Origin of the sequence: Jiangella rhizosphaerae, from assembly GCF_003579925.1 — a bacterium.
In the GTDB taxonomy this organism is placed as follows: Bacteria; Actinomycetota; Actinomycetes; order Jiangellales; family Jiangellaceae; genus Jiangella; species Jiangella rhizosphaerae.
Genome location: NZ_QUAL01000050.1, coordinates 19199 through 42964, shown reverse-complemented (window position 1 = coordinate 42964; position 23766 = coordinate 19199). Strand labels below are relative to the sequence as shown.

Annotated in this window: 23 protein-coding genes; 10 read left to right on the top strand and 13 right to left on the bottom strand. The window is 72.4% G+C overall.

What is annotated here, in order from left to right; genetic code table 11:
• Positions 1–372: 372 nt before the first annotated feature.
• Positions 373–1170: a phospholipase A2 gene (locus tag DY240_RS32735; RefSeq protein ID WP_199700906.1), complete on the bottom strand. Its 798-nt coding sequence runs from the start codon at positions 1168–1170 to the stop codon at positions 373–375.
• Between the two features lie 136 nt (positions 1171–1306).
• Between DY240_RS32735 and DY240_RS32730 the strand changes: the two genes are divergently transcribed.
• The 4 genes from DY240_RS32730 to glmS all read left to right on the top strand — a co-directional run bounded on the left by DY240_RS32730 (position 1307) and on the right by glmS (position 6063).
• Entirely contained in the window at positions 1307–3160 is a 1854-nt protein-coding gene (locus DY240_RS32730; RefSeq protein ID WP_199700904.1) for a sensor histidine kinase, read from the top strand.
• Positions 3157–3822 (top strand): response regulator, encoded by a 666-nt coding sequence (locus DY240_RS05985; protein ID WP_119659040.1) that lies wholly within the window; start codon positions 3157–3159, stop codon positions 3820–3822. The genes DY240_RS32730 and DY240_RS05985 overlap by 4 nt, the downstream gene beginning before the upstream one ends.
• Positions 3823–3893: 71 nt before the next feature.
• Positions 3894–4160, top strand: a complete 267-nt coding sequence (locus DY240_RS05980; RefSeq protein WP_119659039.1) for a hypothetical protein — start codon at positions 3894–3896, stop codon at positions 4158–4160.
• A gap of 79 nt (positions 4161–4239) precedes the next feature.
• The gene (gene glmS / locus DY240_RS05975) at positions 4240–6063 is read left to right on the top strand and encodes a glutamine--fructose-6-phosphate transaminase (isomerizing) (RefSeq protein ID WP_119659038.1); all 1824 of its coding nucleotides are present in this window, start codon (positions 4240–4242) and stop codon (positions 6061–6063) included.
• Positions 6064–6170: 107 nt separating this feature from the next.
• On the opposite strand, the gene DY240_RS05970 is transcribed toward glmS, so the two are convergent.
• The 4 genes from DY240_RS05970 to DY240_RS05955 form a co-directional block, all read right to left on the bottom strand.
• Positions 6171–7097 carry an LLM class F420-dependent oxidoreductase gene (locus DY240_RS05970; protein ID WP_119659037.1) on the bottom strand — a complete coding sequence of 309 codons (927 nt, stop codon included), beginning with the start codon at positions 7095–7097 and terminating at the stop codon, positions 6171–6173.
• A 32-nt stretch (positions 7098–7129) separates the two neighbouring features.
• Positions 7130–8266: a magnesium and cobalt transport protein CorA gene (locus DY240_RS05965; RefSeq protein ID WP_119659036.1), complete on the bottom strand. Its 1137-nt coding sequence runs from the start codon at positions 8264–8266 to the stop codon at positions 7130–7132.
• Positions 8267–8471: 205 nt separating this feature from the next.
• Positions 8472–9650, bottom strand: a complete 1179-nt coding sequence (locus DY240_RS05960) for a class I SAM-dependent RNA methyltransferase (RefSeq protein ID WP_233552624.1) — start codon at positions 9648–9650, stop codon at positions 8472–8474.
• Positions 9651–9700: 50 nt separating this feature from the next.
• Positions 9701–11635: an APC family permease gene (locus tag DY240_RS05955; protein ID WP_407659283.1), complete on the bottom strand. Its 1935-nt coding sequence runs from the start codon at positions 11633–11635 to the stop codon at positions 9701–9703.
• A 145-nt stretch (positions 11636–11780) separates the two neighbouring features.
• Between DY240_RS05955 and DY240_RS05950 the strand changes: the two genes are divergently transcribed.
• Together DY240_RS05950 and DY240_RS05945 are read left to right on the top strand one after the other, a co-directional pair.
• Entirely contained in the window at positions 11781–12446 is a 666-nt protein-coding gene (locus tag DY240_RS05950; protein WP_119659034.1) for a potassium channel family protein, read from the top strand.
• A complete protein-coding gene (locus DY240_RS05945; RefSeq protein ID WP_119659033.1) occupies positions 12446–13111 on the top strand; it encodes a potassium channel family protein in 666 nt (221 codons plus the stop codon). Before DY240_RS05950 ends, DY240_RS05945 begins: the two co-directional genes overlap by 1 nt.
• A gap of 577 nt (positions 13112–13688) precedes the next feature.
• Here DY240_RS05945 and DY240_RS05940 read toward each other — a convergent pair.
• The 5 genes from DY240_RS05940 to DY240_RS05920 are packed head-to-tail and all read right to left on the bottom strand — an operon-like array spanning position 13689 to position 16602.
• Entirely contained in the window at positions 13689–14411 is a 723-nt protein-coding gene (locus DY240_RS05940; RefSeq protein ID WP_119659032.1) for a DUF3159 domain-containing protein, read from the bottom strand.
• A 1-nt stretch (position 14412) separates the two neighbouring features.
• Positions 14413–14805 (bottom strand): OB-fold nucleic acid binding domain-containing protein, encoded by a 393-nt coding sequence (locus tag DY240_RS05935; RefSeq protein ID WP_119659031.1) that lies wholly within the window; start codon positions 14803–14805, stop codon positions 14413–14415.
• Between the two features lie 28 nt (positions 14806–14833).
• Positions 14834–15544, bottom strand: coding sequence for a DUF3710 domain-containing protein (locus DY240_RS05930; protein WP_119659030.1), 711 nt, complete (start codon positions 15542–15544; stop codon positions 14834–14836).
• 18 nt (positions 15545–15562) lie between these two features.
• On the bottom strand, positions 15563–16042 hold the full coding sequence (gene dut / locus DY240_RS05925) for a dUTP diphosphatase (protein WP_119659029.1): 480 nt from the start codon (positions 16040–16042) through the stop codon (positions 15563–15565).
• Positions 16039–16602: a PaaI family thioesterase gene (locus DY240_RS05920; RefSeq protein WP_233552623.1), complete on the bottom strand. Its 564-nt coding sequence runs from the start codon at positions 16600–16602 to the stop codon at positions 16039–16041. Before DY240_RS05920 ends, dut begins: the two co-directional genes overlap by 4 nt.
• A 97-nt stretch (positions 16603–16699) precedes the next feature.
• On the opposite strand from DY240_RS05920, the gene DY240_RS05915 reads away from it, so the two are divergent.
• Positions 16700–17161, top strand: a complete 462-nt coding sequence (locus tag DY240_RS05915) for a DUF3093 domain-containing protein (RefSeq protein ID WP_158602753.1) — start codon at positions 16700–16702, stop codon at positions 17159–17161.
• A 15-nt stretch (positions 17162–17176) separates the two neighbouring features.
• Here DY240_RS05915 and DY240_RS05910 read toward each other — a convergent pair whose 3' ends face one another.
• The gene (locus DY240_RS05910) at positions 17177–17476 is read right to left on the bottom strand and encodes a DUF4193 domain-containing protein (protein WP_046770085.1); all 300 of its coding nucleotides are present in this window, start codon (positions 17474–17476) and stop codon (positions 17177–17179) included.
• Positions 17477–17748: 272 nt separating this feature from the next.
• Between DY240_RS05910 and DY240_RS05905 the strand changes: the two genes are divergently transcribed.
• On the top strand, positions 17749–18687 hold the full coding sequence (locus DY240_RS05905) for an ABC transporter ATP-binding protein (RefSeq protein ID WP_119659026.1): 939 nt from the start codon (positions 17749–17751) through the stop codon (positions 18685–18687).
• Positions 18687–19883 (top strand): ABC transporter permease, encoded by a 1197-nt coding sequence (locus DY240_RS05900; protein WP_119659025.1) that lies wholly within the window; start codon positions 18687–18689, stop codon positions 19881–19883. Before DY240_RS05905 ends, DY240_RS05900 begins: the two co-directional genes overlap by 1 nt.
• A gap of 600 nt (positions 19884–20483) precedes the next feature.
• On the opposite strand, the gene DY240_RS05895 is transcribed toward DY240_RS05900, so the two are convergent.
• Entirely contained in the window at positions 20484–21287 is an 804-nt protein-coding gene (locus tag DY240_RS05895) for an inositol monophosphatase family protein (RefSeq protein ID WP_119659024.1), read from the bottom strand.
• Between the two features lie 24 nt (positions 21288–21311).
• Entirely contained in the window at positions 21312–22415 is a 1104-nt protein-coding gene (locus DY240_RS05890; RefSeq protein ID WP_119659023.1) for a ferrochelatase, read from the bottom strand.
• 15 nt (positions 22416–22430) lie between these two features.
• On the opposite strand from DY240_RS05890, the gene DY240_RS05885 reads away from it, so the two are divergent.
• The gene (locus tag DY240_RS05885; RefSeq protein WP_119659022.1) at positions 22431–23729 is read left to right on the top strand and encodes a D-arabinono-1,4-lactone oxidase; all 1299 of its coding nucleotides are present in this window, start codon (positions 22431–22433) and stop codon (positions 23727–23729) included.
• Positions 23730–23766 lie beyond the last annotated feature (37 nt).

The following is a 23766-nucleotide window of genomic DNA, read 5'->3' as shown; positions in this document are numbered from 1 at the left end:
CCGGGGCATCACGCCGCCCCTGTGGCCGGACGCACGACGTGCTCTCCCCCGCACGCCGAGCGTCTGCGGCCGGTGGCCCACGCCTGTGGCCCCGTCGCGCCAGGTCCCCGTGGAACGCCGCCGCGCTACGCCACCCGTGCGCACGTGATCGGCCGGGCGAACGGCCCGCCCGAGGGGGTCCGCGCAGGGCCGCGGTCAGCCATGATCATCAACGATCAGCGACACCGGAGCGTCGCCATCGGTCGACCATGGCGGCCGCCGCACCGTTCAGCCGCGCGCCACCTGTCGACACCGCCGCCCCGCTCGACACCGCCGCTCCGCTCGACACCACCGCGCGGGGCGCGTCCCGGGGGCGCGGTCCGCCGGCGGGCCTCACCGCGACCACCGTCGCCGAAACCGGCTGGCGATCGAGGGGCCGGCGGCCGCACCGACGATGAGGGCCGCCGACACCAGGTACGGCCAGACCGCCTCGGTGCGGGGCGTGCCGTAGCCCTGCCGCCAGGAGTTGAACGCGACCGCGCTGGTGGTCACGTCGGCCAGCGCCGAGCAGCCGGCGCCGCCGTCCACCTCGGCGCAGCGGGCCCGCAGGTCAGCGGCGAATCGGTCGTCGATCGCCCGGCGCGCCCAGGGCCCCAGCTCGCCGCCCTTCTCGGTCGCATAGCGGAGCAGGTCGTAGCCCAGATCGTGCGAACGGCACGCACGGCCGAACCCGTAGGTGGTGTCGCCGAGCCATGAGCAACTGCCGTGGGGATCGGTGAGGTGCACGGAGCCGTCCGCGTCGGTCACCGCGACGGGGCGATAGCCCATGACCGCGGCGAAATCGGCCGGGAGCGCCGCCGCGACCACGGCGTACCGCGTGTCGGCGCCCGCGTCCACGCCACGCAGCGCGTCGGCGCCTGCGACCACGCCGCCTGAGGCGGCGGCCACCGCGTCGCCGACAGCCCCGCCACCAGGGCCAGCGGCGCGCCAGACGCCGGCGTCCGCGCCCGCTCCACCTGAGGCGTCGGTCCCGGTCGGTGCGCCGGGCCCGGCGGATCCGGCAGTCAGGACGGCGACGGCGTGGGCGGCGGCCTCGTTCTCCGGCGCGGACGGCGTCGCCACCTGCCCGGCCCCGGTCAGGGCGAACGACGCCACCAGCGCGGCCGCGAGAAGCCCGATGCGATCTCTCATGCCGCCGGACGCTAAGAACGCGGCCGCAGGCGATCGTCACGCTGCGGAGCCAGGTTCGAGGTACCCCGCTGGTATCCCCTGGGGACACCTCCGTAGTACGACGCGCGCTCACGGCCGCCGCCCTAGTGTGAGTCGCGTGAACGGCGAACGGCGCGGCATCGCATCGTGGCTGCCGTGGCTCGGCGCCGCGGCGGCGTTCGTCGTGACCCTGCAGACGGCCGGCGACGTGCTGGACCTGCCGCTCAACGCGACGCCCCTGGTCGCGCTGGCCGCGGCGGCACCACTCGGCCTGATCACCACGCTGCCGGCGCTCGGCTGGCTGCTGTCGGCAGGGTCGGCGCTGCTGGTGTCGCGCGTCTACGAGGTCGTCGACGGCGACCCGTGGCCATGGCCGACGGTGCACGGTGTGGTGCTGCTGGCGCTGCTGGTCGCGACGGGGCTACGGCCACTGGCGGGGCCGAACTCCCACGGCGACGCAGACCGCCGAGGCGACCCGGGCCACGGGCGCCCGCGGCTGGCGACGATGCTCGGCGAGCTCGCCGTCCCGGTCGTGGCGACGGTCGCGACCGCCGTGCTGTTCGCCGTCTCGGTGCCCGACCATCTGCGGGCCGGGTGGGCGGTCGGCGCGACGGCGGCCGGCGTCGTTGGGATGGTGGCGCGGCACCTGCCGATCGTCCGCGACCTGCCGGCCGAGGCGCAGGCGCCGGTGACGGCCGCCGACCTGCCCGCTCTGCTGCGCGCCGGGCTCAGCCAGGTCGTGGCCGATTGGAGACCACCGGCCGAGCCGAGCGGCGTCGCACCCTGGGTGCGCCGCTACCTGCCCTGGCTGGCCGCGTTCGTCGCGTTCTGGACGGCCATCTCGACCATCGAGGCGTCGGTCGACATCCACCCGCTGCTGGTGCCGGTCGCCGGCCTGGCGATGGCGCTGCCGGCAGGGCTGGTCGACCGGTACCCGCTGGCCGGCTGGCGCCTCGCCACCGTCCTCGGCGTCGTCCTGGTCCTGCTGGGCCCGCCGGCCGAGGGCGAGTACGACGGCGCCTGGCCGGTGATCTTCCAGTGGGTCTGGCTCGCGACAGTGTTCTTCGTCGCCGTCCGGTACGACCGGTGGACGTCGATCTGCGCCTGGGCCATCACTGTCGCGGCGATGCTCACGGGCACGGGCGACAACGCCGGCACGGCCGTCACGATGATCGTCGCGGTGACGGCGGTCGCGGTCATCGGCGACCTCGTCCGCGCTCGCCGCACCACCAGCCGCGACCTCGAGCGGCAGACCGAGCTCAGCGAACTGGAGAAGGCCCGCCGCACGGTCCTCGAGGAGCGCAGCCGCATCGCCCGCGACCTGCACGACGTCGTCGCGCACCACATGTCGATGGTCGTCGTGCAGGCCGAGACCGCGCCGTACCGCATCGACGGGCTGTCCGACGAGGCGCGCGCCGAGTTCGCCTCCATCAGCGGGTCGGCGCGGCAGGCGCTGGACGAGATCCGCGGCCTGCTCGGCGTGCTCCGAGGGACCGACGAGACCGTCGCGCTCACGCCGCAGCCGGGGCTGGCCGAGCTCGACGACCTGGTCGACGGCGCGCGGCGGTCCGGCGTGGCGGTCGAGCTGACGACGGCCGGCGCGCCCGTGACGGAGGTCTCGGCCGCGGTCGGGCTGTCGGCGTACCGGATCGTGCAGGAGTCGCTGGCCAACGCGGTCCGCCACGCGCCCGGCTCCGCGGTCACCGTCGACGTCGCCTACACGGCGCAGGCGATCGAGCTGCGGGTGCGCAACACCACCCCGGCGACCCGGGCAAACGCCCAGACGGCCGCACCGACCAGCGCGAACGGACACGGGCTCCCCGGCATGCGCGAGCGCGCCGCCGTCGTGGGCGGGACGCTGGCCGCCGGACCCACCGCGTCCGGCGGGTTCGCCGTCACCGCCGTCCTCCCCTACCTGGCCGCGCCGCGGGCCGCCACGGACGACGACACCACCGAGGAGCCGACCGGATGACCACCCGTGTGCTGATCGTGGACGACCAGGCGATGGTCCGGGAGGGGTTCGGGGCGCTACTCGCCGCGCAGGACGACCTCGACGTGGTCGGCAGCGCGGCCAACGGGGCCGAGGCGGTCGACGCGGTGTGGCGCAAGCACCCGGACGTGGTGCTGATGGACGTGCGGATGCCGGTGCTGGACGGCCTGGAGGCGACTCGCCGCATCCTCAAGGCCCCCGGCGACCAGCACCCCAAGGTGATCATGCTCACCACGTTCGACCTCGACGACTACGTGTACGAGGCGCTGCGGGCCGGCGCCAGCGGCTTCCTGCTCAAGGACGCGCCGGCCGCCGACCTCGTGCACGCCGTCCGGGTGGTGGCGGCGGGCGACGCGCTGCTGGCGCCGTCGATCACGCGCACGCTGATCGCCGACTTCGCCCGCCGGCCCCAGCAGAACCGGCCCCGGCCCGATCAGCTGCGCGTCCTGACCCCGCGCGAGACCGAGGTGCTCAAGCTCGTCGCCGCCGGCCGCTCGAACGGCGAGATCGCCGAGACGCTCGTGCTGGCCGAGCAGACGGTCAAGACCCACGTCAGCCGCATCCTCATGAAGCTCGGCCTGCGCGACCGCGCCCAGGCCGTCGTCATCGCCTACGAGACCGGCCTCGTGCAGCCGGGCGGCTGAAGAAGGAGTTCCCTGCCCGATTCCGGGCAGATTCTTGGCGATCCCGCCTCCACGCGGGCATGGTGTGACCCGTGACCCACACCGCCGCGGATCTCGTCGAGCAGATCATCAGGACGACGGGGCTGCCGGCCGGCGAGGTGCGGCGGATCGTCGCCGACGTCGCGGCGTACTTCTCCGAGCCGGTCGAGGAGTACGTGCGACGGCGCCACCACGAGCTGCAGGTGCGCGGCGGGAAGAACGAGGAGATCTTCGAGCGGATCCGCGCCGAGCTGGCGCACCGGCCGGTCCGCGCGCCCGAGCTGTCGGCGCGTCAGCTGCGCCGCATCGTCTACGGCTGACGCCGTCCGCCTGACGCCGTCCCCTGGCCGCACCCCGGCCACCCGACTGGACACACCCCAACGAGAGGATCACGCGACCATGTGCGGAATCGTCGGATACGTCGGCGCGAAGCCGGCCGCCCCCATCCTGGTCGACGGCCTGGCGCGGCTGGAGTACCGCGGCTACGACTCCGCCGGCGTCGCCGTCCTCGGCCCGAGCGAGATCAGGCTGCACCGCGACGCCGTCCGGGTCCGCGAGCTCGAGGCGAGCCTGCCGAAGCGGTTCGCCGGCAAGGTCGGCATCGGCCACACGCGCTGGGCCACCCACGGCGTCCCATCGCAGCGTAACGCCCACCCGCAGCTCAGCGCGGACGGCCGGGTCGCCGTCGTCCACAACGGCATCATCGACAACGCCGCCCAGCTGCGCGCCGAGCTGACGGCCGACGGCGTCGAGCTGACGTCCGACACCGACACCGAGGTGCTGGCGCACCTCATCGCGCGCGCCCGGACCAGCGACGACACCCTCGAGCAGGCCGTCCTCGCCGCCCTCGCCCGCATCGAGGGCACCTACGGCCTCGCCGTCCTCGACCACGCGCACCCCGACCGCATCGTCGTCGCCCGCAACGGCAGCCCGATCATCCTCGGCATCGGCGACCGCGAGATGCACGTCGCCAGCGACACCGCCGCCCTCGTCCGCTACACCAAGCAGGTCGTCCACCTCGACGACGGCGAGCTGGCCACGCTCCGAGCCGACGGCTACCAGACGTTCACCCGCGACGCCCGCACCACCAAGACCGCGATCACCGTCGACTGGGACGCCTCCGACTACGGCACCGACGGCCATGAGCACTTCATGCACAAGGAGATCGCCGAGCAGCCCGACGCCGTCCGCCGCGCCCTCAAGGGCCGGCTGGACGAGCGGTTCCACACCGTCCGCCTCGGCGGCCTGGAGATGGACGCCCGCGAGCTGCGCGAGTTCCGCCGGGTGAAGATCCTCGGCTGCGGCTCGGCCTACTACGCCGGGCAGGCCGGGGCGCAGTTCATCGAGGAGGTCGCCCGCATCCCGGCCGACGCCGAGCCGGCCTCGGAGTTCCGCTACCGCAACCCCGTCATCGAGAAGGACACCCTCTACGTCGCCGTCAGCCAGTCCGGCGAGACGTACGACACGCTGGTCGCCGTCCAGGAGCTGAAGCGCAAGGGTGGCCGGGTGATCGGCCTGGTCAACGCGGTCGGGTCGAGCATCGCGCGCGAGTGCGACGGCGGCGTCTACCTGCACGCCGGCCCGGAGGTCGCGGTCGCGTCGACGAAGGCGCTGACGAACATGATGGTCGGCTTCGCGCTGCTCGGCCTGCACCTCGGCCGCATCCGCGACGTCTCGCCGGCCGACGGGCGCCGCCTCATCACGGCGCTGCAGGCGCTGCCGGAGCAGATCGAGAGCATCCTCGCCGACGAGGACCACCTGGCCGCCGTCGCGAAGGAACTCGCCCAGGCGCCGAGCCTGTTCTTCGTCGGCCGCACCCGCGGCTTCCCCGTCGCACGGGAGGGCGCCCAGAAGCTCAAGGAGATCTCCTACCGGCACGCCGAGGCCTACCAGACCTCCGAGCTCAAGCACGGCCCGCTGGCGCTGGTCGGCCCGGACCTGCCGACCGTCGCCATCGTCCCCGACGACGAGCTGCTCGACCGCAACCTCGGTGCGCTGCAGGAGATCACCGCGCGGTCCGGCCCGCTGGTCGTGGTGACGCACGACGGCGTCGACCTCGGCGTCGCGGCCGGCCAGGTGATCACCGTGCCGAAGAGCGAGCCGGAGCTGGACCCGCTGCTGCTGACGATCCCGCTCCAGCTGCTCGCCTACCACGCGGCGCTGACGCTCGGCCACGACGTGGACAAGCCGCGCAACCTCGCGAAGTCGGTCACCGTGGAGTAGGCGGAAACCCCACCCGGCGTTGATCGTGGAGTTGTTCGGCGAATACGGGGCGAAATGTCCGATAGATGGCCGAACAACTCCACGATCAACTTGGGGATGTGGTGTGGTCAGCCCTGGACGTGCTGGGCGACCTCGGCGGCGATCAGCTCGAGGTGGTCGAGGTCGCCGAGGTCGAGGATCTGCAGGTAGACGCGGCTGCCGCCGAGCTCGCGGATGGCGTTGATGCCGTCGACCACCTCCTGCGGCGTGCCGGCCAGACCGTTCTGGCGCACCTCGGACGGCTCGCGGCCGATCGCCGCGGCACGCCGGGCGAACTCGGCCTCATCGGCCCCGACGCAGGCCACCAGCGCCACCGAGTACACCAGCGAGTCGGGGTCGCGGCCGGCCTCCTCGCAGGCCTTGCGCACGGCCAGGAACCGGTCGCCGATCTCGGCCTTCGCCGGGAACGAGGTGTTGTACTCGGCGGCGTACTTCGCGGCCAGCGCGGGCGTGCGGCGCGGGCCGTTGCCGCCGACGATGAGCGGCACGGGCTGCTGCACGGGCTTCGGCAGCCCCGGCGAGTCGGACAGCGTGTAGTGCTCACCGGCGAAGTCGAACGTCGACCCGGGCGGGGTGTTCCACAGGCCGGTGATGACGGCGAACTGCTCTTCGAGCAGGCCGAACCGCTTCTCGGGGAACGGGATGCCGTACGCCGCGTGCTCCTGCGCGTACCAGCCGGCGCCCAGCCCCAGCTCGACCCGTCCGCCGGACATCTGGTCGACCTGCGCGACCTGGATGGCCAGCACACCGGGGTGCCGGAAGGTCGCCGACGACACCAGCGTGCCGAGCCGGATGCGCGACGTCTCGCGGGCCAGCCCGGCCAGCGTCGTCCACGCGTCGGTCGGGCCGGGCAACCCGCTGACGGAACCCATCTTCAGGTAGTGGTCGGAACGGAAGAAGGCGTCGAAGCCGAGCCGCTCGGTCGCCTGCGCGACCGCCAGCAGGTCGTCGTAGCTCGCGCCCTGCTGGGGCTCGGTGAAGATCCGTAGCTGCATGGGTTCAGCTTTTCACGGCCGCCGAACAGCCTTCAGAGCCAGTCCTTCTTCCGGAACACGACGAACAGCGTGGCGCAGACGATCGCCATGAGCAGCAGCGCGAACGGGTAGCCGAACGCCCAGTGGGTCTCGGGCATGTTGTCGAAGTTCATGCCGTAGATGGTCCCGACCAGCGTCGGCGCGAACAGGATGGCCGCCCACGAGGAGATCTTCTTGATCTCCTCGTTCTGCTCGAAGCTGGCCTCCGTCAGCGACTTCATCTCCTCGTTCTGCTGCTGCGTCACCAGCGTCGCGTTGACGGCCAGGATGTCGGAGAGCACCTGGCGGAAGCCGTCGACCCGCTCCGTCACCTCCGTGACGTGGTCGGCGACGTCGCGCAGGTAGCGCTGCAGTTCCTCGTCGGTGCCGTACTTCTCGAAGCCGGCCTCGAGCCCGGCCATCATGGTGGCCAGCGGCCGGGTGGCCCGCTGGAACTCCAGCACCTCGCGCGACAGCTCGTAGATGCGCCGCGACACCTTGGGGTCGCGGCCGAACACCTGCACCTCGATCTCGTCGACGTCGTTGCTGACGCCGTTGACGACCGGGACGTAGCCGTCGACGACGGAGTCGAGGACGGCGTACAGCACGGCCTCGGGACCCAGGCGCAGCAGCTCGGGGTCGTCCTCCATGCGCCGGCGGACGGCGGACAGGTTGGGCGCCGCGCCGTGCCGGACGGTGATGACGAAGCCGGGCCCGACGAACAGGTGCAGCTCGGCGAAGTCGACCTCCTCGGCGGCGTCGAGGTAACGCGCCGCGCGCAGCACCACGAAGAGGGTCTCGCCGTACCGCTCGAGCTTGGGCCGCTGGTGCGCCTCCATGGCGTCCTCGACGGCCAGCGGGTGCAGGTCGAACTCGTCGGCCAGCGACAGCAGCTCGGCGTCGCTCGGCTTGTACAGGCCGATCCAGGCCATCGCCTCGGCGTCGGCGCGCAGCTGGCGGTACGTCTCGGCCAGCGAGCTGGGCGTGCTGATGCGCTTGCCGTCGCGGTAGAGCGCGGCGTCGACGATGCTCGACCGGGGCTCGGTGGGCTCCGGCTCGTGGTGGGTACGGTCGGTCACGGTGTCGCCGCGGCCCTGACGGCGCAGGGCCGGGCGGATGACGCGCAAGGCGCGCTGACGGCGAGGAGGCATGGCGTCGCTCCCATGGCGGTGATGCGGACGGTGACGGGTGCCGAGGGACGCAGGAACACCCGGCCGCCGGACATCAGTTGTCCTCGGCCCCGGTGTCCTGCGACGCATGACTAGGAGGCTCACTGCGCATGGCAGCCTCACCTCCCGAAACGTCGCCGCTGGTTCGCCATCGTCCAGGATAGTCCACGGCGGCCGGGACGGGTGATCAGTTCGCGGGATGCAAGATCGCCACGCACTCGACGTGGTGGGTCATGGGGAACAGGTCGAACGCGCGCAGGCCGCTGAGCCGGTAGCCCAGACCGGCGAACGTGGCGAGGTCGCGGGCCAGCGCGGCAGGGTCGCAGGCGACGTAGGCGACCACCCGCGGCCGCCGGGCGGCGATCTGCCGGACGACGGCGGCCTTGGCGCCCTCACGCGGCGGGTCCAGGACGACGACGTCGACGGCGTCGGGCACGCCCGCCGGGCCGGTGCCGGACAGCACGCGGTCGACCCGGCCGGCCAGCAGCCGCACCCAGGGGACGTCGTGCAGGTTGCGGTTGGCGTCGGCGACCGCCTGCCGCGCCCCCTCGATCCCCACGACCGTCCCCGTCCGGCCGACCAGCGGCGCCAGCGCGCCGGCGAAGAGGCCGACGCCGCAGTAGAGGTCGAGCGCGGTCTCGCCGGGCCGGGCCTGGACGCCGTCGAGCACGGCGCCGGTCAGCGTGGCCGCCGCACCCGGGTGGACCTGCCAGAACCCGCCGCTGCTGACCCGCCAGCGCCGTCCGGCGGCCTCCTCGACGACGTACCCGCGGCCCTCCACGACCTCGCCGTCGACCAGGATCTGCCGCTCCCCCGTGTTCGCGGCGACCACCTCGACCGTCGCCGCGCCCGCCCACTCGCCTTCCTCGACGCGGGCCGCGCGGACCTCGGGGTGGGCGATGCGGCACCAGTCGATCGGCACGACCTCGTGCGAGCGGTGCTGACGCAGCCCGGCCCGCCCGGTCGCGGCGTCGACGGCGTACGTGACGCGGGTCCGCCAGCCGAGGCCGTCGTCGTCGCCGGGCACGGGCTCGACCGTCACCTCGCGCCGGATCCCGGCCAGCCGCTCCAGCTGTTCGGAGACCACCGCCGCCTTCAGCGACCGCTGTGCGGGCAGCAGCACGTGCTGCCAGTCGCAGCCGCCGCACTTCCCAGGACCGGCCCACGGGCACGGCGGCTCCACCCGGGCCGGCGACGGCGTCAGGACGGCGACGGCGTCGCCGCGCCAGAACCGGTCCTCCGTGCCGCCCTCGGTGACCCGGACCCGCACCCGCTCGCCGGGCAGCGCGTGCCGGACGAAGACCGCGCGGCCCTCGTGCCGGGCCACGCAGACGCCGCCGTGCGCGACGGGACCGACGTCGACCACGACCTCCGTGCCGGCGACGGACTCGCCCCGGACCGTTCGCGTCCGCCCGCTCAGCGGGGACCGCCTCGCCGCACGTCACCCGGCGCCCGGGGCGCCGGCTTGGCCTTCGCCCGGGCCTTGGCCGCCGCCGCGGAGCGCAGCTGCCACGGCACGCTCGTCACCATGACGCCCGGGGTGAACAGCAGCCGGCCCTTGAGCCAGAAGACGCTCTGGTTGTGCAGCAGCCGCTCCCACCAGTGCCCGACCACGTACTCGGGCACGTACACCGTCACGACGTCGCGCGGGCTGGCGCGGCGGATCGCCCGGACGTACTCGACCACCGGCCGCGTGATCTCGCGGTACGGAGAGTCGAGCACCCGCAGCGGCACCGGGATGTCGTGCCGGTCCCACTCGTCCAGCAGCGCGGCGGTCGCGTCGGCGTCGACGTCGACGGTGATGGCCTCGATGATGTCCGGCCGTGCCGCGCGCGCGTAGGCGATGGCCCGCACCGTCGGCTTGTGCAGCCGCGACACCAGCACGACCGCGTGGACCCGCGACGGCAGCAGCGACTCGGCCGGCCAGTCCTCGACCGCCAGCTCCTCCGAGGTGGTGTCGTAGTGCCGCCGGATGCCGCGCATCAGCAGGAACAGCAGCGGCATCATCGCCACGACGAGCCAGGCCCCATGGGTGAACTTGGTGATCAGCACGACCACGAGCACGACGCCGGTGAGGGTGGCGCCGGCCGCGTTGATGGCCCGCGAGCGCAGGATCTGCCGTCGTTCCGGCGCGGCCGGGCCGGCCGCCAGCAGCCGGTTCCAGTGCCGGACCATGCCGGTCTGGCCGAACGTGAACGCCGTGAAGACACCGACGATGTACAGCTGGATCAGCCGCGTCACCGAGGCGTCGAACGCCACGATCAGGAGTCCCGCCAGCAGGGCGAGCACGATGATGCCGTTGCTGAAGACCAGGCGGTCGCCACGGGTGTGCAGCTGACGGGGCGCGTAGCGGTACTGCGCGAGGATCGAGCCGAGCAGCGGGAAGCCGTTGAAGGCGGTGTTCGCGGCCAGGATCAGGATCAGCGCCGCGGCGCCCTGGATGTAGTAGAAGGGGATGGTGTCGGCGCCGAACACCGCCTCGGCCAGCTGCGAGATGACCGTCGGCTGCGGCTGCGTGCAGTCGAAGCCGACGAGGTCGCACGGGTTCTCGACGTAGCGGACGTCGGCGATCACGGCCAGAGCGGTGATGCCGCTGAACATCGTGATGGACAGCGTGCCCATGATGGCCAGCGTCGTCGCCGCGTTCTTCGCCTTGGGCTTGCGGAAGGCGGGCACGCCGTTGGCGATGGCCTCGACACCGGTCAGGGCCGTACAGCCGGACGCGAACGCGCGCAGCACCAGGAACATCAGCGCGAGGCCGCTGAGATCGGTCATCTCGGCATGGACGTCGTACTGGGCCGACTCCGCGACGGGGTCCGCGCCGAACACCGTCCTCCCGAGCCCCCAGACGATCATCCCGCCGATGCCGACGATGAACAGGTAGGTCGGGATCGCGAACGCGGTGCCGCTCTCGCGGATGCCGCGCAGGTTCATCGCCGAGAGCAGCACCACGAGCCCGATCGCGATGGGGACGCGGTACTCGTTCAGCTCGGGCACGGCCGAGATGAGGTTGTCCACGCCCGCGCTGACCGACACGGCCACCGTCAGGATGTAGTCGATGAGCAGCGCGCTCGCGACGATGATGCCCGCGGTCGGGCCGAGGTTGGTGCTGGCGACCTCGAAGTCGCCGCCGCCGGTGGGGTAGGCCCGCACCAGCTGCCGGTACGACGCGACGACGGTGACCAGCAGCAGGACGACCACCGCGGCGACCCACGGCGTGAACGTCAGGTAGGCCAGCCCGCCCAGCGTCAGGATGACCAGGATCTCCTGCGTGGCGTACGTGACCGACGACAGCGGGTCGCTGGCGAACACCGGCAGGGCCAGCCGCTTGGGTAGCAGCGTGTGCCCCATGCGGTCGCTGGGGAGTTTGCGACCGATGAGCAGCCGCTTGGACAGATCGCCGAGGCTCGGCACGATCGGCAATGGTATGCCTTCCGCGGCGGACGTGTAACGTCGGCTGAGAAGGGCGACCCCGGTGAGTTGCGAGAGGACCACAGTGCACGTCGTCATCATGGGCTGCGGCAGGGTCGGCTCGACCGTCGCGCACATCCTCGAGTCGCACGATCACACCGTCGCCATCGTCGACCAGAACCCCGAGGCGTTCCGCCGGCTGCAGCCCGGGTTCGAGGGCTCGACGGTGGCCGGGGTCGGCTTCGACCGCGACGTGCTCATCGAGGCCGGCATCGAGCGTGCCGACGCGTTCGTCGCGGTCAGCAGCGGCGACAACTCCAACATTCTCGCCGCCCGGGTGGCCCGCGAGACGTTCGGCGTCGACAACGTGGTGGCCCGCATCTACGACCCCGGCCGGGCCGAGGTCTACCAGCGGCTGGGCATCCCGACGGTGGCGACGGTGCGGTGGACGGCCGACCAGATCCTGCGCCGGCTGTTCCCGGAGGGCGCCGAGACGGAGTGGGTCGACCCCACCGGCACCGTCCAGCTGGCGGAGTTCCACGTCAGCAACGGCTGGATCGGCCAGACCGTCGACAAGCTGGAGGACGCGTCCGGCGCCCGCATCGCGTTCCTCACCCGCTACGGCGAGGGCGTCCTGCCGACGTCCAGCACCGTCGTCCAGGACGGCGACCTCGTCCACGTCCTCGTCAACACCGACCGCATCCCGTACGTCGCCCAGGTGCTCGCGAAGGACCCGGAGGTGGAGATCTGATGCGCGTCGCCATCGCCGGGGCCGGCAACGTCGGCCGCTCGATCGCGTCGGAGCTGCTGGCCAACGGCCACGACGTGCTCCTGATCGACAAGGACACCAAGGCGATCAAGGCCGCCAGCGTGCCGGAGGCCGAGTGGCTGCTGGCCGACGCCTGCGAGCTGTCCATGCTCGAGGAGGCGGCGCTCGACCGCTGCAACGTCGTCATCGCCGCCACCGGCGACGACAAGGTCAACCTCGTCGTGTCGCTGCTGGCCAAGACGGAGTTCGGCGTGCCCCGCGTGGTCGCCCGGGTGAACCACCCCCGCAACGAGTGGATGTTCAACGAGTCCTGGGGCGTCGACGTCTCGGTGTCCACGCCGCGCATCATGAGCGCGCTGGTCGAGGAGGCGGTGAGCGTCGGCGACCTCGTCCGCCTGTTCAGCTTCCGGCAGGGTGAGGCCAACCTCGTGGAGCTGACGCTGCCGGTCGACTCCCCCATCGTCGGCACGGCGGTCGCCGACGTCGCGTGGCCGGTCGACACCTCGCTGGTGTCGATCATCCGCGGCAAGCACGTCCACAGCCCGCTGCCCGACCTCCCCCTGGAGGCCGGCGACGAGCTGCTCTTCGTCGCCGCGCCGGAGCGGGAGAAGCAGCTCGAGGACCTGCTCTCTCCCCACGTTGCCTGAGCCCGTCGCCGGGGGTTGCCGCGTTGGCCTGGGTGTTCGCGTTGGACCGTCCCCCTGCTGCCCGATTGTCTTGGCCGCGCAACCGCGCCTCAAGCGGACCATTGGGCGCTTCGCGCGGCGATGACCGCTTGACCCGCGCGCACGCGGCTAAGAACGGGCAGCTATCAGGGGGACGGGGGAAGAGCGGCGACGGTCGTCTGGGCGTTGGCCCCGTTACGGTGTGAGTTTGCTGTCGTTCGGCGTCCACCTGATGAGATTTCGCCGTGATTCGGGGGCCATCACGAGGATTGCCCCAGCGTCAACACCCCTACAGTCATGGTGATGCTCGGGTAATCCTCGTGATGTCGGCGATCGTTGATGATCATCGCCATCCACAATCCGACAAAGCACGCGAAACGGGCACGCCAACGGCGAGGCGTGCCCACATCCTCCCCGTCCCCCTGATAGCTGCCCGTTCTTGGCCGCGGAACCGCGGGTCAAGCGGTCCCGTCGGCGCGAAGCGCCCCTTAGGTCCGCTTGAGGCGCGGTTCCGCGGCAAGAGAATGGGGCAGCAGGGGGACGGGGAGCCCCCGCCGGGTCAGCCGTCGACCGCGTCGGGCTTGGTGGGCGGGGCGGCAGCCGCCTCGCGCTCCTGGTGGGCGCGGTACGCCGGCCGGATGATCAGCCACGACAGGTAGGCGACCAGCAGGAACAGCGGCCAGCTCATGACGAGGCGGGCGCCGGCCAGCCAGCCGATCTGGTCCTCGCCGGACAGGTACAGCGGCACCTGGACCGCCAGGCGCAGCGCGAACATACCGACCCACAGCAGGCTGGCCTGCGTGTACGCGCGCAGCAGGGCGGGATCGCGACGCCAGCCCATGCCCTGGCCGGTGACCAGCCCGACGAACACGCCGAGCAGCGGCCAGCGGGCGATGATCGACACGAGGTAGGCCAGCCCGTAGCCGACGTTGATGAGCAGGCCGGGCAGGAACACGTCCTCGGCCCGGCCGGTGCGGTTGGCCATGAAGGCGGCGATGCCGACGCCCAGGAAGCCGGCGATGACGTTCTGCAGCGGCTCCTTGCGCAGCAGCCGCACCACGGCGAGCACGACGCCGGAGGCCAGCGCCACCCACAGCGACAGCGTGAGGTCGCGGCCGGCGGCGGTGTAGACGACGGTGAAGATGGCCAGCGGCAACCCGGCGTCGAGGAGGGCGGCCGGGCCGAGCACGTCCTTGGGGCGGAACCGCTCGTCGGCGGCGATGGCCTGGACCCAGCTCGGCCGGCCGGCGCGCTCAGGGGCGCCGGGATCGCTTTGACTCATCTCACTCCATGCCTGCGGGCAGCAGCTCGTATCGCGGGTTGTACATGACCCTGCGGCCGTCGAGGGTGGCCACCCGTCCGGTCGCGACCAGCCGGCGTCCGCAGCTGACGCCGGCGATGCGCCGCCGTCCGAGCCAGACCAGTGTCACCGCACCCGAGCCGTCGTACAAGTCGGCCTCGAGGGCGGGGGTGCCCATGCGGGGCTGCAGCGTCACCGACTGCAGCACGCCGCGGACCCGCACGGTGGTGCGGTCCTGCACGTCGGCCAGCGGCTGACAGCCGGCCTCGCGCGCGTCGTCGCGCAGTTCCTCGGCTTCGACCTCTTCGTCAGAGGCCACCCACCGGGTGATGGCGCCCCAGATGCCGCGGCGCCCGGTGTTCTCTTCCACGCTCATAGGATATTCCGGGCGGCAAATGCGCTGCTCAGGCCGGCAGCGGCTGAGACGGGTCGGTGGCCGGGCGGTTGCCGGCCGGCGGCTTCAGCACGATGACGTCGCCCGGCGCCATCGGCGACTGGCCGCGGATCACCACCGTCTCCTTGACCAGCTCGACGAACCGCTGGAACGTGGCGGCGTCGTTGGTGGCCTTGCCGAGGAACGTGGCGCGGAGCATCCAGCGCGGGCCGTCGATGGCCGACACTCGCGACGGCTGCAGCAGCTGCTTGCCGTCGGGTGCCTGCACCGGGATCACCAGCCGGACCTCGGTGCCGAACGGGCCGGACGCCTCCTCGGCGCGGCCGCCGCGGCGCTGGGCGTCCTGGGCGATCTGCAGGCGGGTCTGGCCCCACAGCCCCGAGCTGCGCGGCGCGGCGACGGCGATCAGCTGCACCGCGGCGTCCTCGACGGCGAGGACGGCGCTGGTGGCGTTGCCGGTGCGCTGGTCGACCTGCAGTTGCAGCTTCATGCCGGGCGCGGCCTTGACCAGCAGTCCGCCGAGGTCGACGCGGCCCTTGCGCGCCTCGTCGAGGTCGACCTCGGACTCGTCGAACGGGCCGCCCGTGCGGTCGCTCTTGGGCGAGTCGCCCTCGTCGCCGGCCTCGCCGGACCCCGAGCCCGACGGCGTCGACGACGCCTGCGTGGTCTCCTCGACCTCGGGCTCGTCCTCATCGCCGTCGCGGCGCCGCCGTCCCCACACCTGACCGTTCCCTTCGTCTCAACGACCGCCGGCGCTGCCGCCGGCCTGGCTTGCCGTGCCCGTCGACCCGTACCCGCCGTCACCTCGCGCCGAACCCGGCAGCCGCTCGACCTCGTGGAACCGGGCCCGCTCGACCCGCTGGAGGACCAGCTGAGCGATCCGGTCTCCGCGCGCGAACACCGCCGGCTCCCGTAGGTCGTGGTTGACCAGCACCACCTTGATCTCGCCCCGGTAGCCCGCGTCGACCGTGCCCGGCGTGTTGACGATGCTGACCCCGAGCCGGTGCGCGAGACCCGAACGCGGGTGGACGAATGCAGCGTATCCCGCGGGCAGGGCGATCGCGATGCCCGTCCCCACCATCGCCCGCTCCCCCGGCGGGATGCTGACGTCGCTGGTCGTGACCAGGTCGGCGCCGGCGTCGCCCGGATGCGCGTAGCCCGGCAGCGGCACCTCGGGATCCAGCCGGGTGATGAGGACGTCGACGGGACGATCGGTCACGGGTTCACCTCCGCGACCCTCGCGGCCGCCGGGGACAGCTCCGACGCGGCCACTGGGCGGCCGTGCTCGGCGAAATGGGTGGGCGGGACGACGATGAAGACGGCCGACGCGGTGACGCTCACCGGGCCGTCGGGCGCGTTCTCGCGGCCGGTGGCGGACATGAAGATCTTCCGCCCTTCGGCGCGGTCGACCGCGGCGTCGATGTGCAGCGTCGTGCCGACCGGGACCGGACGGCGGTAGCTGGTCTCGAGGTGCCCGGTGACGGCCGGCTTGCCGATCAGCCAGATCAGGGAGCCGAGCACCTCGTCGAAGGCCAGCGACAGCATGCCGCCGTGTGCCAGGCCGGGCGCGCCCTGGTGGTCGTCGGTGACGGTGAACGTGCCGGCCACCGTCAGGCCCTCACCGGCCACGACGGTGACGTGCAGCCCCGTCGGGTGGTCCGGGCCGCAGCCGACGCACATGCGGTAGTGCGAGGCGATGGTGCTACCCGGCGCCGGCGCGTCGCGATGCCGCTCGATCGCGCCGTCGAGAGGCGGCGCCCCGTGCTGCCGTTCGGTCACGATCGACGACCCTACCCGCTCGGCTCCGGCGATCCGTGGCACCCTGAACACTGACCCCTGCGGGATCCACCTTCACGGTGCGTGGCAGGCTGCAACAATGACCCACTACCGCGAACGCCTGGTGGTGCCGGCCCGATGGTGGATGCTGCTCGTGGGGCTGGCCGCGTCGGTCTGGCTGGTCTACGAGCTGCCGTTCGGCCCGAGCGTGTCGCTGCCGTCGGCCGGCGCGGTGCTCGTGCTCGGCGCCGCCGCGCTGCTCGCCTACGGCCGGCTCGCGATCGTCGTGGACGACGACGGCGTCAGCGTCGGGCGGGCGCGGCTCCCGCTGACGGCGGTCGGCCCGGCCGAGGCACTGACCGGCGAGGACGCCCGGGCGGCGCGTGGCCCCGGCCTCGACCGCCGCGCCTACGTGGCGATCCGCGGGTACGTGCCGGGGGTGGTGCGTATCGGGGTCGACGACACCGCCGACCCCACTCCGTACTGGCTGGTGTCGACGCGCCGCCCCGAGCGGCTCGTGGCCGAGCTCGAGGCGGCGCGTCAGACGACTACCGGCCGGTGAGGGGTTCGGAGTCGCTCAGGCCGCGCAGTCGCGGCAGATGAGCATTCCGTCCTTCTCCTTCGCCAGCTGGCTGCGGTGGTGAACCAGGAAGCACTGCGAGCAGGTGAACTCGTCAGCCTGCCGAGGCAGCACTCGGACCGCCAGCTCCTCGTTCGACAGATCCGCACCTGGGAGCTCCATGGACTCGTTCAGGTCGGACTCGTCCACGTCGACGATGCCCGACGACTTGTCCATGCGCCGGTTCTTGAGTTCCTCCAGCGAGTCCTCGGACAGATCGTCGTCGGTCTTGCGTGGCGCGTCGTAATCGGTTGCCATTGATCTATTCCCCCTCACTGGGCGCGTCGTTCGATGTCGGTGGCCGGGCCTGTTGGACTCCGTGCCCCTCCGTAACGCACGACGGCCCGCGGTTGTGCCCGCTCCGAGCGGCAGATTCTGCCTGATGCGGTACCCCGTTGGCACGGCACCCCACACGGTGGGAATTCGTGTCGTCCTCTGGACCGACGGATCAGACCGTTCTCGGGGACGAGGGATGCCACGATTCCAGGCGAGAGGCTGTCACCGGACCGTACTGAACCGAGAGGAACCGCATGCTCGAGCTCGACCGGCTGTCCCGCCGCTACGGCGACGTCGTGGCCCTCGACGATCTCTCATTCACGGTCCGACCAGGGCAGATGTACGGTTTCGTCGGCACCAACGGCGCCGGCAAGACCACCGCCATGCGCATCGTCCTGGGCGTCCTCGAGCCCGACAGCGGCGAGGTCCGGTGGAACGGCACCCCCCTCGACCAGGCCATCCGGCGTGAGTTCGGTTACATGCCCGAGGAGCGCGGCTTGTACCCGAAGATGCAGGTCCACGAGCATCTGGTGTACCTCGCGCGGCTACACGGTGTGTCAGGCATCACAGCCGCGAAGGCCGCATCCGAGCTGCTGGAGGCGCTCGCTCTCAGCGAACGCGCCTCCGATCGCATCGAGTCGCTCTCGCTCGGCAACCAGCAGCGGGTGCAGCTGGCCGCCGCGCTGGTGCACGATCCCACCGTCATGGTCCTCGACGAGCCGTTCAGCGGCCTGGACCCGATGGGCGTCGACTCGATGGCCGCGGTGCTGCGCGCCCGAGTCGACGCCGGCGCCGCCGTGGTGTTCTCCAGCCACCAGCTCGAGCTGGTCGAGCGGCTGTGCGACGCGGTCGGCATCATCCGCGCCGGGCGCCTGGTCGCCGACGGCACCGTCGACGAGCTCCGCGGCACGGCCGCGCACCGGTACCGGCTGGAGGTCGGCGCACCGCCCGGCTGGACGGCGTCCCTGGCGGCCGCGGTGCCCGGCCTGAGCCTCGTCGAGGACGGCGACCACACCGCGCTGGTCGAGCTGCCGCCGTCGGCCGACGACCAGACCCTGCTCGACGCCGCCCGCGCGCTGGGCCCCGTCCGCCAGTTCACGCCGGTGCGCCCGACCCTCGCCGAGCTGTTCCGGTCCGTCGTCGCCGAGCCGGCCGCATCGCCGGACGGCTCGGAGAAGGCGGAGGCCGCCTGATGTCCCGCGCGGTGTCCTTCCGCGAGGCCGCCACGCTCGTCGCCAAGCGCGAGTTCGGGCAGCGCATCCGCGAGCGGTCGTTCTTCATCTCGCTGCTCATCACGCTCGGCATCATCGCGGTGGTCGTGCTACTCCCCCGGTTCAGCGACTTCGGCTCCGACAGCTACGACGTCGCGCTGGTCGGCGATTCGTCGTCGCTGGAAGAGGCCGTGTCGCGGCAGGCCTCCATCGCCGACGACGAGGTGAGCGTCCGGCTGGTGCCCGACGTCGCCGAGGCCGAGCAGGCCGTCCGCGACGGTGACATCGACGCCTACGTCGACGGCGACACCGTCGTCGTCGACCAGTCGCTCGACGAGTCCCTGCGCGCCGTCTTGGAGAACGCGTACAGCCAGGTCGAGGGCGCTCGGGCCCTGGAGTCGGCGGGCATCGACCCCGCCGAGGTGACCGCCGCGTTGACCTCGGCGACCCTGCAGACGGTGACACTCGACCCCGACGCCGACGAGCGCGAGGCCCGTGGCGCCATCGCGTTCTTCGGGACGATCGTGCTGTTCGGCCAGCTCATCACCTACTCGATGTGGGTGGCCATGGGCGTCGTCGAAGAGAAGTCCAGCCGGGTCGTCGAGGTCATCCTCGCCACCATCCCGGCGCGGGCGCTGCTGGCCGGCAAGATCATCGGCATCGGGCTGCTGGGCCTCGTGCAGCTCGCGCTGATCGGCGGGCTCGGCCTCGTGCTGGCGTCGGCGCTCGGTGCCGTGGAGCTCAGCGGGCCGATGATCATGCCGGTCGTCACGGCCCTCGCCTGGTTCGTGCTCGGCTTCGCCGCCTACGCGTCGCTGTCCGCCGCGGCCGCCGCCCGCATCTCGCGGCAGGAGGACCTGCAGAACGTCACCACGCCGGTGAACACGCTGATGATGGTGTCGTACTTCGGCGCGTTCTACGTGTTCATCAACCAGGACAGCCCGGTCGCCGGCGTGCTCAGCATCGTCCCGCCGTTCAGTGCGCTGATCATGCCGCTGCGCATGGCCCGCGGCGACGCCGCCGGCTGGGAGGTCGGGCTCGCGGTGGGCCTGATGCTCGCGTTGATCGCGGTGCTGGTGGTGCTCGGGGCGCGGGTCTACGAGGGCGCGGTGCTCCGGATGGGCGCCAAGGTGTCCCTGAAGGACGCCTGGGCGGCTCGGAGGAGGGTGAGTTCGTAGGGACGTTCGGCAGGTGTGCGGCGTTGGCCGTCCCCCTGCTGCCCATTCTCTCAGCCGCGCAACCGCGCCTCAAGCGGACCAATTTGGGCGCTTCGCGCCGACGAGGATCCGCTTGACCCGCGGCTGCGCGGCCAAGAACGGGCAGCTATCAGGGGGACGGGGAGGATGTGGGCACGCCTCGGCGTTGCCGTGCCCGTTTCACGTGCTTTGTCGGGTCGTGGACAGCGATGATCATCGGCGATCGCCCACATCACGAGGATTACCTGAGCATCACCATGGCTGTAGGGGTGTTGACGCTGGGGCAATCCTCGTGATGGCCCGCCAATCACGGTGAAATCTCGCGATGTGGACGCTCAACGACACCAAACTCACACGCAAACGAGCCCCAACGCCGCATACACCCGGCGTCGTCGCCGCTCTTCCCCCGTCCCCCTGATAGCTGCCCGTTCTTTGCCGCGGGCGCGCGGGTCAAGCGGTCATCGCCGGCGCGAAGCGCCTCCACAGTCCGCTTGAGGCGCGCGCCCGCGGCCAAGACAATCGGGCAGCAGGGGGACGGGCCCACGCCGAAACGACCGGCCAACGCGGCAACCCAGACCGACCTCAGTCCCGATCCGCGCCCAGCCGTTCCAGCAACGCCGTCAACTCACCGGCGACACCCGGAGTCGCGGCCAACGCGAGGTCGTTCCCGGCCGGCGCTCCGCGCAGCCCGCTGACCACGGCGCCGGCCTCGGCGGCGATCAGGCCGCCCGCGGCCAGGTCCCAGGGGTTGAGGCCGCGCTCGTAATACGCATCCAGCCGGCCGGACGCCACCGCGCAGAGGTCGAGCGCGGCCGCGCCCGCCCGGCGAATGTCACGGACCGCCGGGACGACCTCGAGCAGCACCGCGGCCTGCCGCGCCCGCCGTCCGGCGTCGTAGCCGAAACCGGTCCCGACCAGCGCTAACGACAGCGACGAGCACGCCGACACCCGCACCGGCCGCCCGTCGAGCCAGGCGCCGCCGCCCAGGACGGCCGTCCACGTCTCGCCGCTGGCGGGGTTGTGCACCACGCCCGCCCGCACGACGCCGTCCACCTGCGCCGCGATCGACACCGCGTACTGCGGGAGGCCGTACAGGTAGTTCACCGTGCCGTCGATCGGGTCGACCACCCAGTCGACCCCCGTCGTGCCGGCGACCGAGCCGTCCTCCTCGCCGAGGAAGCCGTCGTCGGGGCGGGCGGCGAAGAGGCGGGTGCGGATCAGCGCCTCGGCGGCGGTGTCGGACTCGGTGACGACGTCGGTGGGCGTGGACTTGGTGCCCGCGACGGCCATCCGCTCCACCGCCTCGCGCCGATCCCGGACCAGGTCACCGGCCTCGCGGGCGGTCTTCTCGGCCAGGGCGAGCAACTCGGCGGCGTCGGCCGTCACAGGGTCCTCCACGAAGGGTGAGCGTCACGGGTACGGGGGCGAGTCGACGCCGCACAGGGCGGGCAGGTCCTCGCGCAGATTGGGGCAGCAGCCGGCGGGCGCGACGTCGGGCGCCGGGCCGGGGGCGCCGATGCTCGCGCGCACGACCGGCTCCCCGCGCTCGACGGCGGCGCGCTCGAGCAGCAGATCGATGACGGTGTCGACGAAGTCGGGGTGCGTCCCCGCGGTGGCCGCCCGGGCCGCCGCGATGCCCAGCTCCTTCGCCGTCGCCAGCGCCTCGGTGTCGAGGTCGTAAGCGACCTCCATGTGGTCGGACAGGAACCCGATGGGCGCCAGCACGACCGCCTCGACGCCCTGCTCGGCCAAGGCGGCCAGGTGGTCGTTGACGTCGGGCTCCAGCCACGGCATCGACGGCGGGCCGCTGCGCGAGCAGTACACGAGGTCGTGCTCACGCTCCACACCCGTCCGCGACGCCACCTGGGCGGTGACGGCGGAGGCGACGGCCAGGTGCTGGGCGACGTACGCGCCGCCGGTCGGCCCCGAGGTCTCGGCCATCGTCACCGGGATGGAGTGCGTCACGTAGACGATCCGCGCCGAGTCCGCCAGCGACGGCGGCAGGTCGCCCAGCGCGCCCACGACGCCGTCGGCGTTGGCCGTGATGAAGCCCGGGTGGTCGAACGAGTGCCGCAGGCGGTCGATGCGCGGCGCGCCCGGCCCGACCTTCTCGACGGCGCGCCACAGGTCCTCGCGGTACTGCCGGCAGCCGGAGTAGGAGTCGTACGCGCTGGTCACGAACGCGGCCACCCGCCGGACGCCGTCGTCGCGCATGCGGGCGAGCTCGTCGGCGAGGTAGGGGTCCCAGTTGCGGTTGCCCCAGTAGACCGGCAGCGAGATCTTCCGCTCGGCCAGCTCGTGCTCGAGGTTGGCGATCAGCGCGCGGTTCTGGTCGTTGATGGGGCTGCGCCCGCCGAACAGGCGGTAGTGCTCGCCGACCTCTTCCAGCCGCTCACGCGGGATGCCCTTGCCGCGGGTGACGTTCTCGAGGAACGGGATGACGTCGTCCTGGCCCTCGGGACCGCCGAAGGAGACGACCAGCAGAGCGTCGTATGGGTCCGTGATGCTCACCATGAGAGCCTATCCCGCATGCTTTGGCAGAACTGGGCGCGGACCGTCCAGGCGCGTCCGGTGCGCGTCGAGCGCCCGGCGAGTGCCGACGAGGCCGCCGCCGTGCTCACCGCCGCCGCCTGCGACGGCCTGCGGGTCAAGCCGGTCGGCGCCGGGCACAGCTTCACCCCCATCGCGGCCACCGACGGCGTCCAGGTGCGGCTCGACGGGCTGAGCGGCCTGCTGTCGCTGGACACCGACGCGCGCACGGCCACCGTCGGAGCCGGCACCCGGTTGCACGAGCTCAACGCCCTGCTCACCGAACGCGGCTACGGGCTGACGAACATGGGCGACATCGCCGTCCAGACGGTGTCCGGCGCCATCGCGACCGGCACGCACGGCAGCGGCCGGGCCAGCGCCTCGCTCTCCGAGCAGGTGGTGGCGCTGGAGATCGTGCTGCCGGACGGCTCCGTGCGGCGGGTGTCGGCGGCCGATACCGGGGACGACGGCGACCTCTTCCAGGCCGCGCGGCTCGGCCTCGGCGCACTGGGCATCGTGACCAGTGTCACGTTCCGGATCGAGCCGGCGTTCACGCTGCGCTCGACCGTCGAGCGGACGACGCTGGACGCCGTCGTCGAGCGGCTTCCCGACCTCGAGGCCGAGGACCACTGCGACCTGTACTGGCTGCCGTTCACCGACGCCGTCCAGCTCACCGTCAACCGGCGCACCGGCGAGCCGGCCGCGCCACCGCACCCCGTCGCGTCCTGGTGGTCCGGCGACGTCATCGAGAACGCCGGCGTCGCGCTGGTCCAGCGCGTCACCCGCGCGGCGCCCAAGCTGACCCCGTCCGTCAACGCCGTCGCCGCCCGGCTGATCGGCGACCGCACGTTCGTCGACCTCGCACCGAAGGTGTTCACCAGTACGCGACGCGTCCGGTTCCACGAGATGGAGTACGCGCTGCCCCGCTCCGCGGCGGCCGGCGCCCTGCGGGCGCTCCGGGACCTGACCGCACGCGGGCCGTGGCGGGTCGCGTTCCCGGTCGAGATCAGGCTCGCCCCGGCCGACGACGTCTGGCTCTCCCCCGCGTACGGCCGCGACACCGTCTACGTCGCCACCCACGCCTACCCGCGGACGGACTACACCGGCTGGTTCTCGGCCGTCGAGAAACTGTGGACGGAGTACGGCGGGCGGCCCCACTGGGGAAAGCTCCATACCCGCGATTCAGGGTATCTTCGCGATCAATATCGGCAGATGGGGTCGTTCCGGGCGGTCCGCGACCGGGTCGACCCCGGCCGGATCATGGCCAACGCCTACCTCGACCGCATCCTGGACGGATAAGAAAGTGCTCGTCAGACCGGCCGATGGCGGCGTGGCG

Excerpts from the sequence above, each read along its gene's own strand:
- DY240_RS05945 (WP_119659033.1), top strand. The coding sequence starts at position 12,446 with ATGCGCGTCGCCATCGCCGGGGCCGGCAACGTCGGCCGCTCGATCGCG.
- DY240_RS05970 (WP_119659037.1), bottom strand. The coding sequence starts at position 7,097 with ATGCAGCTACGGATCTTCACCGAGCCCCAGCAGGGCGCGAGCTACGAC.
- DY240_RS05905 (WP_119659026.1), top strand. The coding sequence starts at position 17,749 with ATGCTCGAGCTCGACCGGCTGTCCCGCCGCTACGGCGACGTCGTGGCC.
- DY240_RS05955 (WP_407659283.1), bottom strand. The coding sequence starts at position 11,635 with ATGGGGCACACGCTGCTACCCAAGCGGCTGGCCCTGCCGGTGTTCGCC.
- DY240_RS32735 (WP_199700906.1), bottom strand. The coding sequence starts at position 1,170 with ATGAGAGATCGCATCGGGCTTCTCGCGGCCGCGCTGGTGGCGTCGTTC.
- glmS (WP_119659038.1), top strand. The coding sequence starts at position 4,240 with ATGTGCGGAATCGTCGGATACGTCGGCGCGAAGCCGGCCGCCCCCATC.
- DY240_RS05890 (WP_119659023.1), bottom strand. The coding sequence starts at position 22,415 with ATGGTGAGCATCACGGACCCATACGACGCTCTGCTGGTCGTCTCCTTC.
- DY240_RS05935 (WP_119659031.1), bottom strand. The coding sequence starts at position 14,805 with ATGAGCGTGGAAGAGAACACCGGGCGCCGCGGCATCTGGGGCGCCATC.
- DY240_RS05900 (WP_119659025.1), top strand. The coding sequence starts at position 18,687 with ATGTCCCGCGCGGTGTCCTTCCGCGAGGCCGCCACGCTCGTCGCCAAG.
- DY240_RS05985 (WP_119659040.1), top strand. The coding sequence starts at position 3,157 with ATGACCACCCGTGTGCTGATCGTGGACGACCAGGCGATGGTCCGGGAG.
- DY240_RS05910 (WP_046770085.1), bottom strand. The coding sequence starts at position 17,476 with ATGGCAACCGATTACGACGCGCCACGCAAGACCGACGACGATCTGTCC.
- DY240_RS05915 (WP_158602753.1), top strand. The coding sequence starts at position 16,700 with ATGACCCACTACCGCGAACGCCTGGTGGTGCCGGCCCGATGGTGGATG.
- DY240_RS05940 (WP_119659032.1), bottom strand. The coding sequence starts at position 14,411 with ATGAGTCAAAGCGATCCCGGCGCCCCTGAGCGCGCCGGCCGGCCGAGC.
- DY240_RS05965 (WP_119659036.1), bottom strand. The coding sequence starts at position 8,266 with ATGCCTCCTCGCCGTCAGCGCGCCTTGCGCGTCATCCGCCCGGCCCTG.
- DY240_RS05885 (WP_119659022.1), top strand. The coding sequence starts at position 22,431 with ATGCTTTGGCAGAACTGGGCGCGGACCGTCCAGGCGCGTCCGGTGCGC.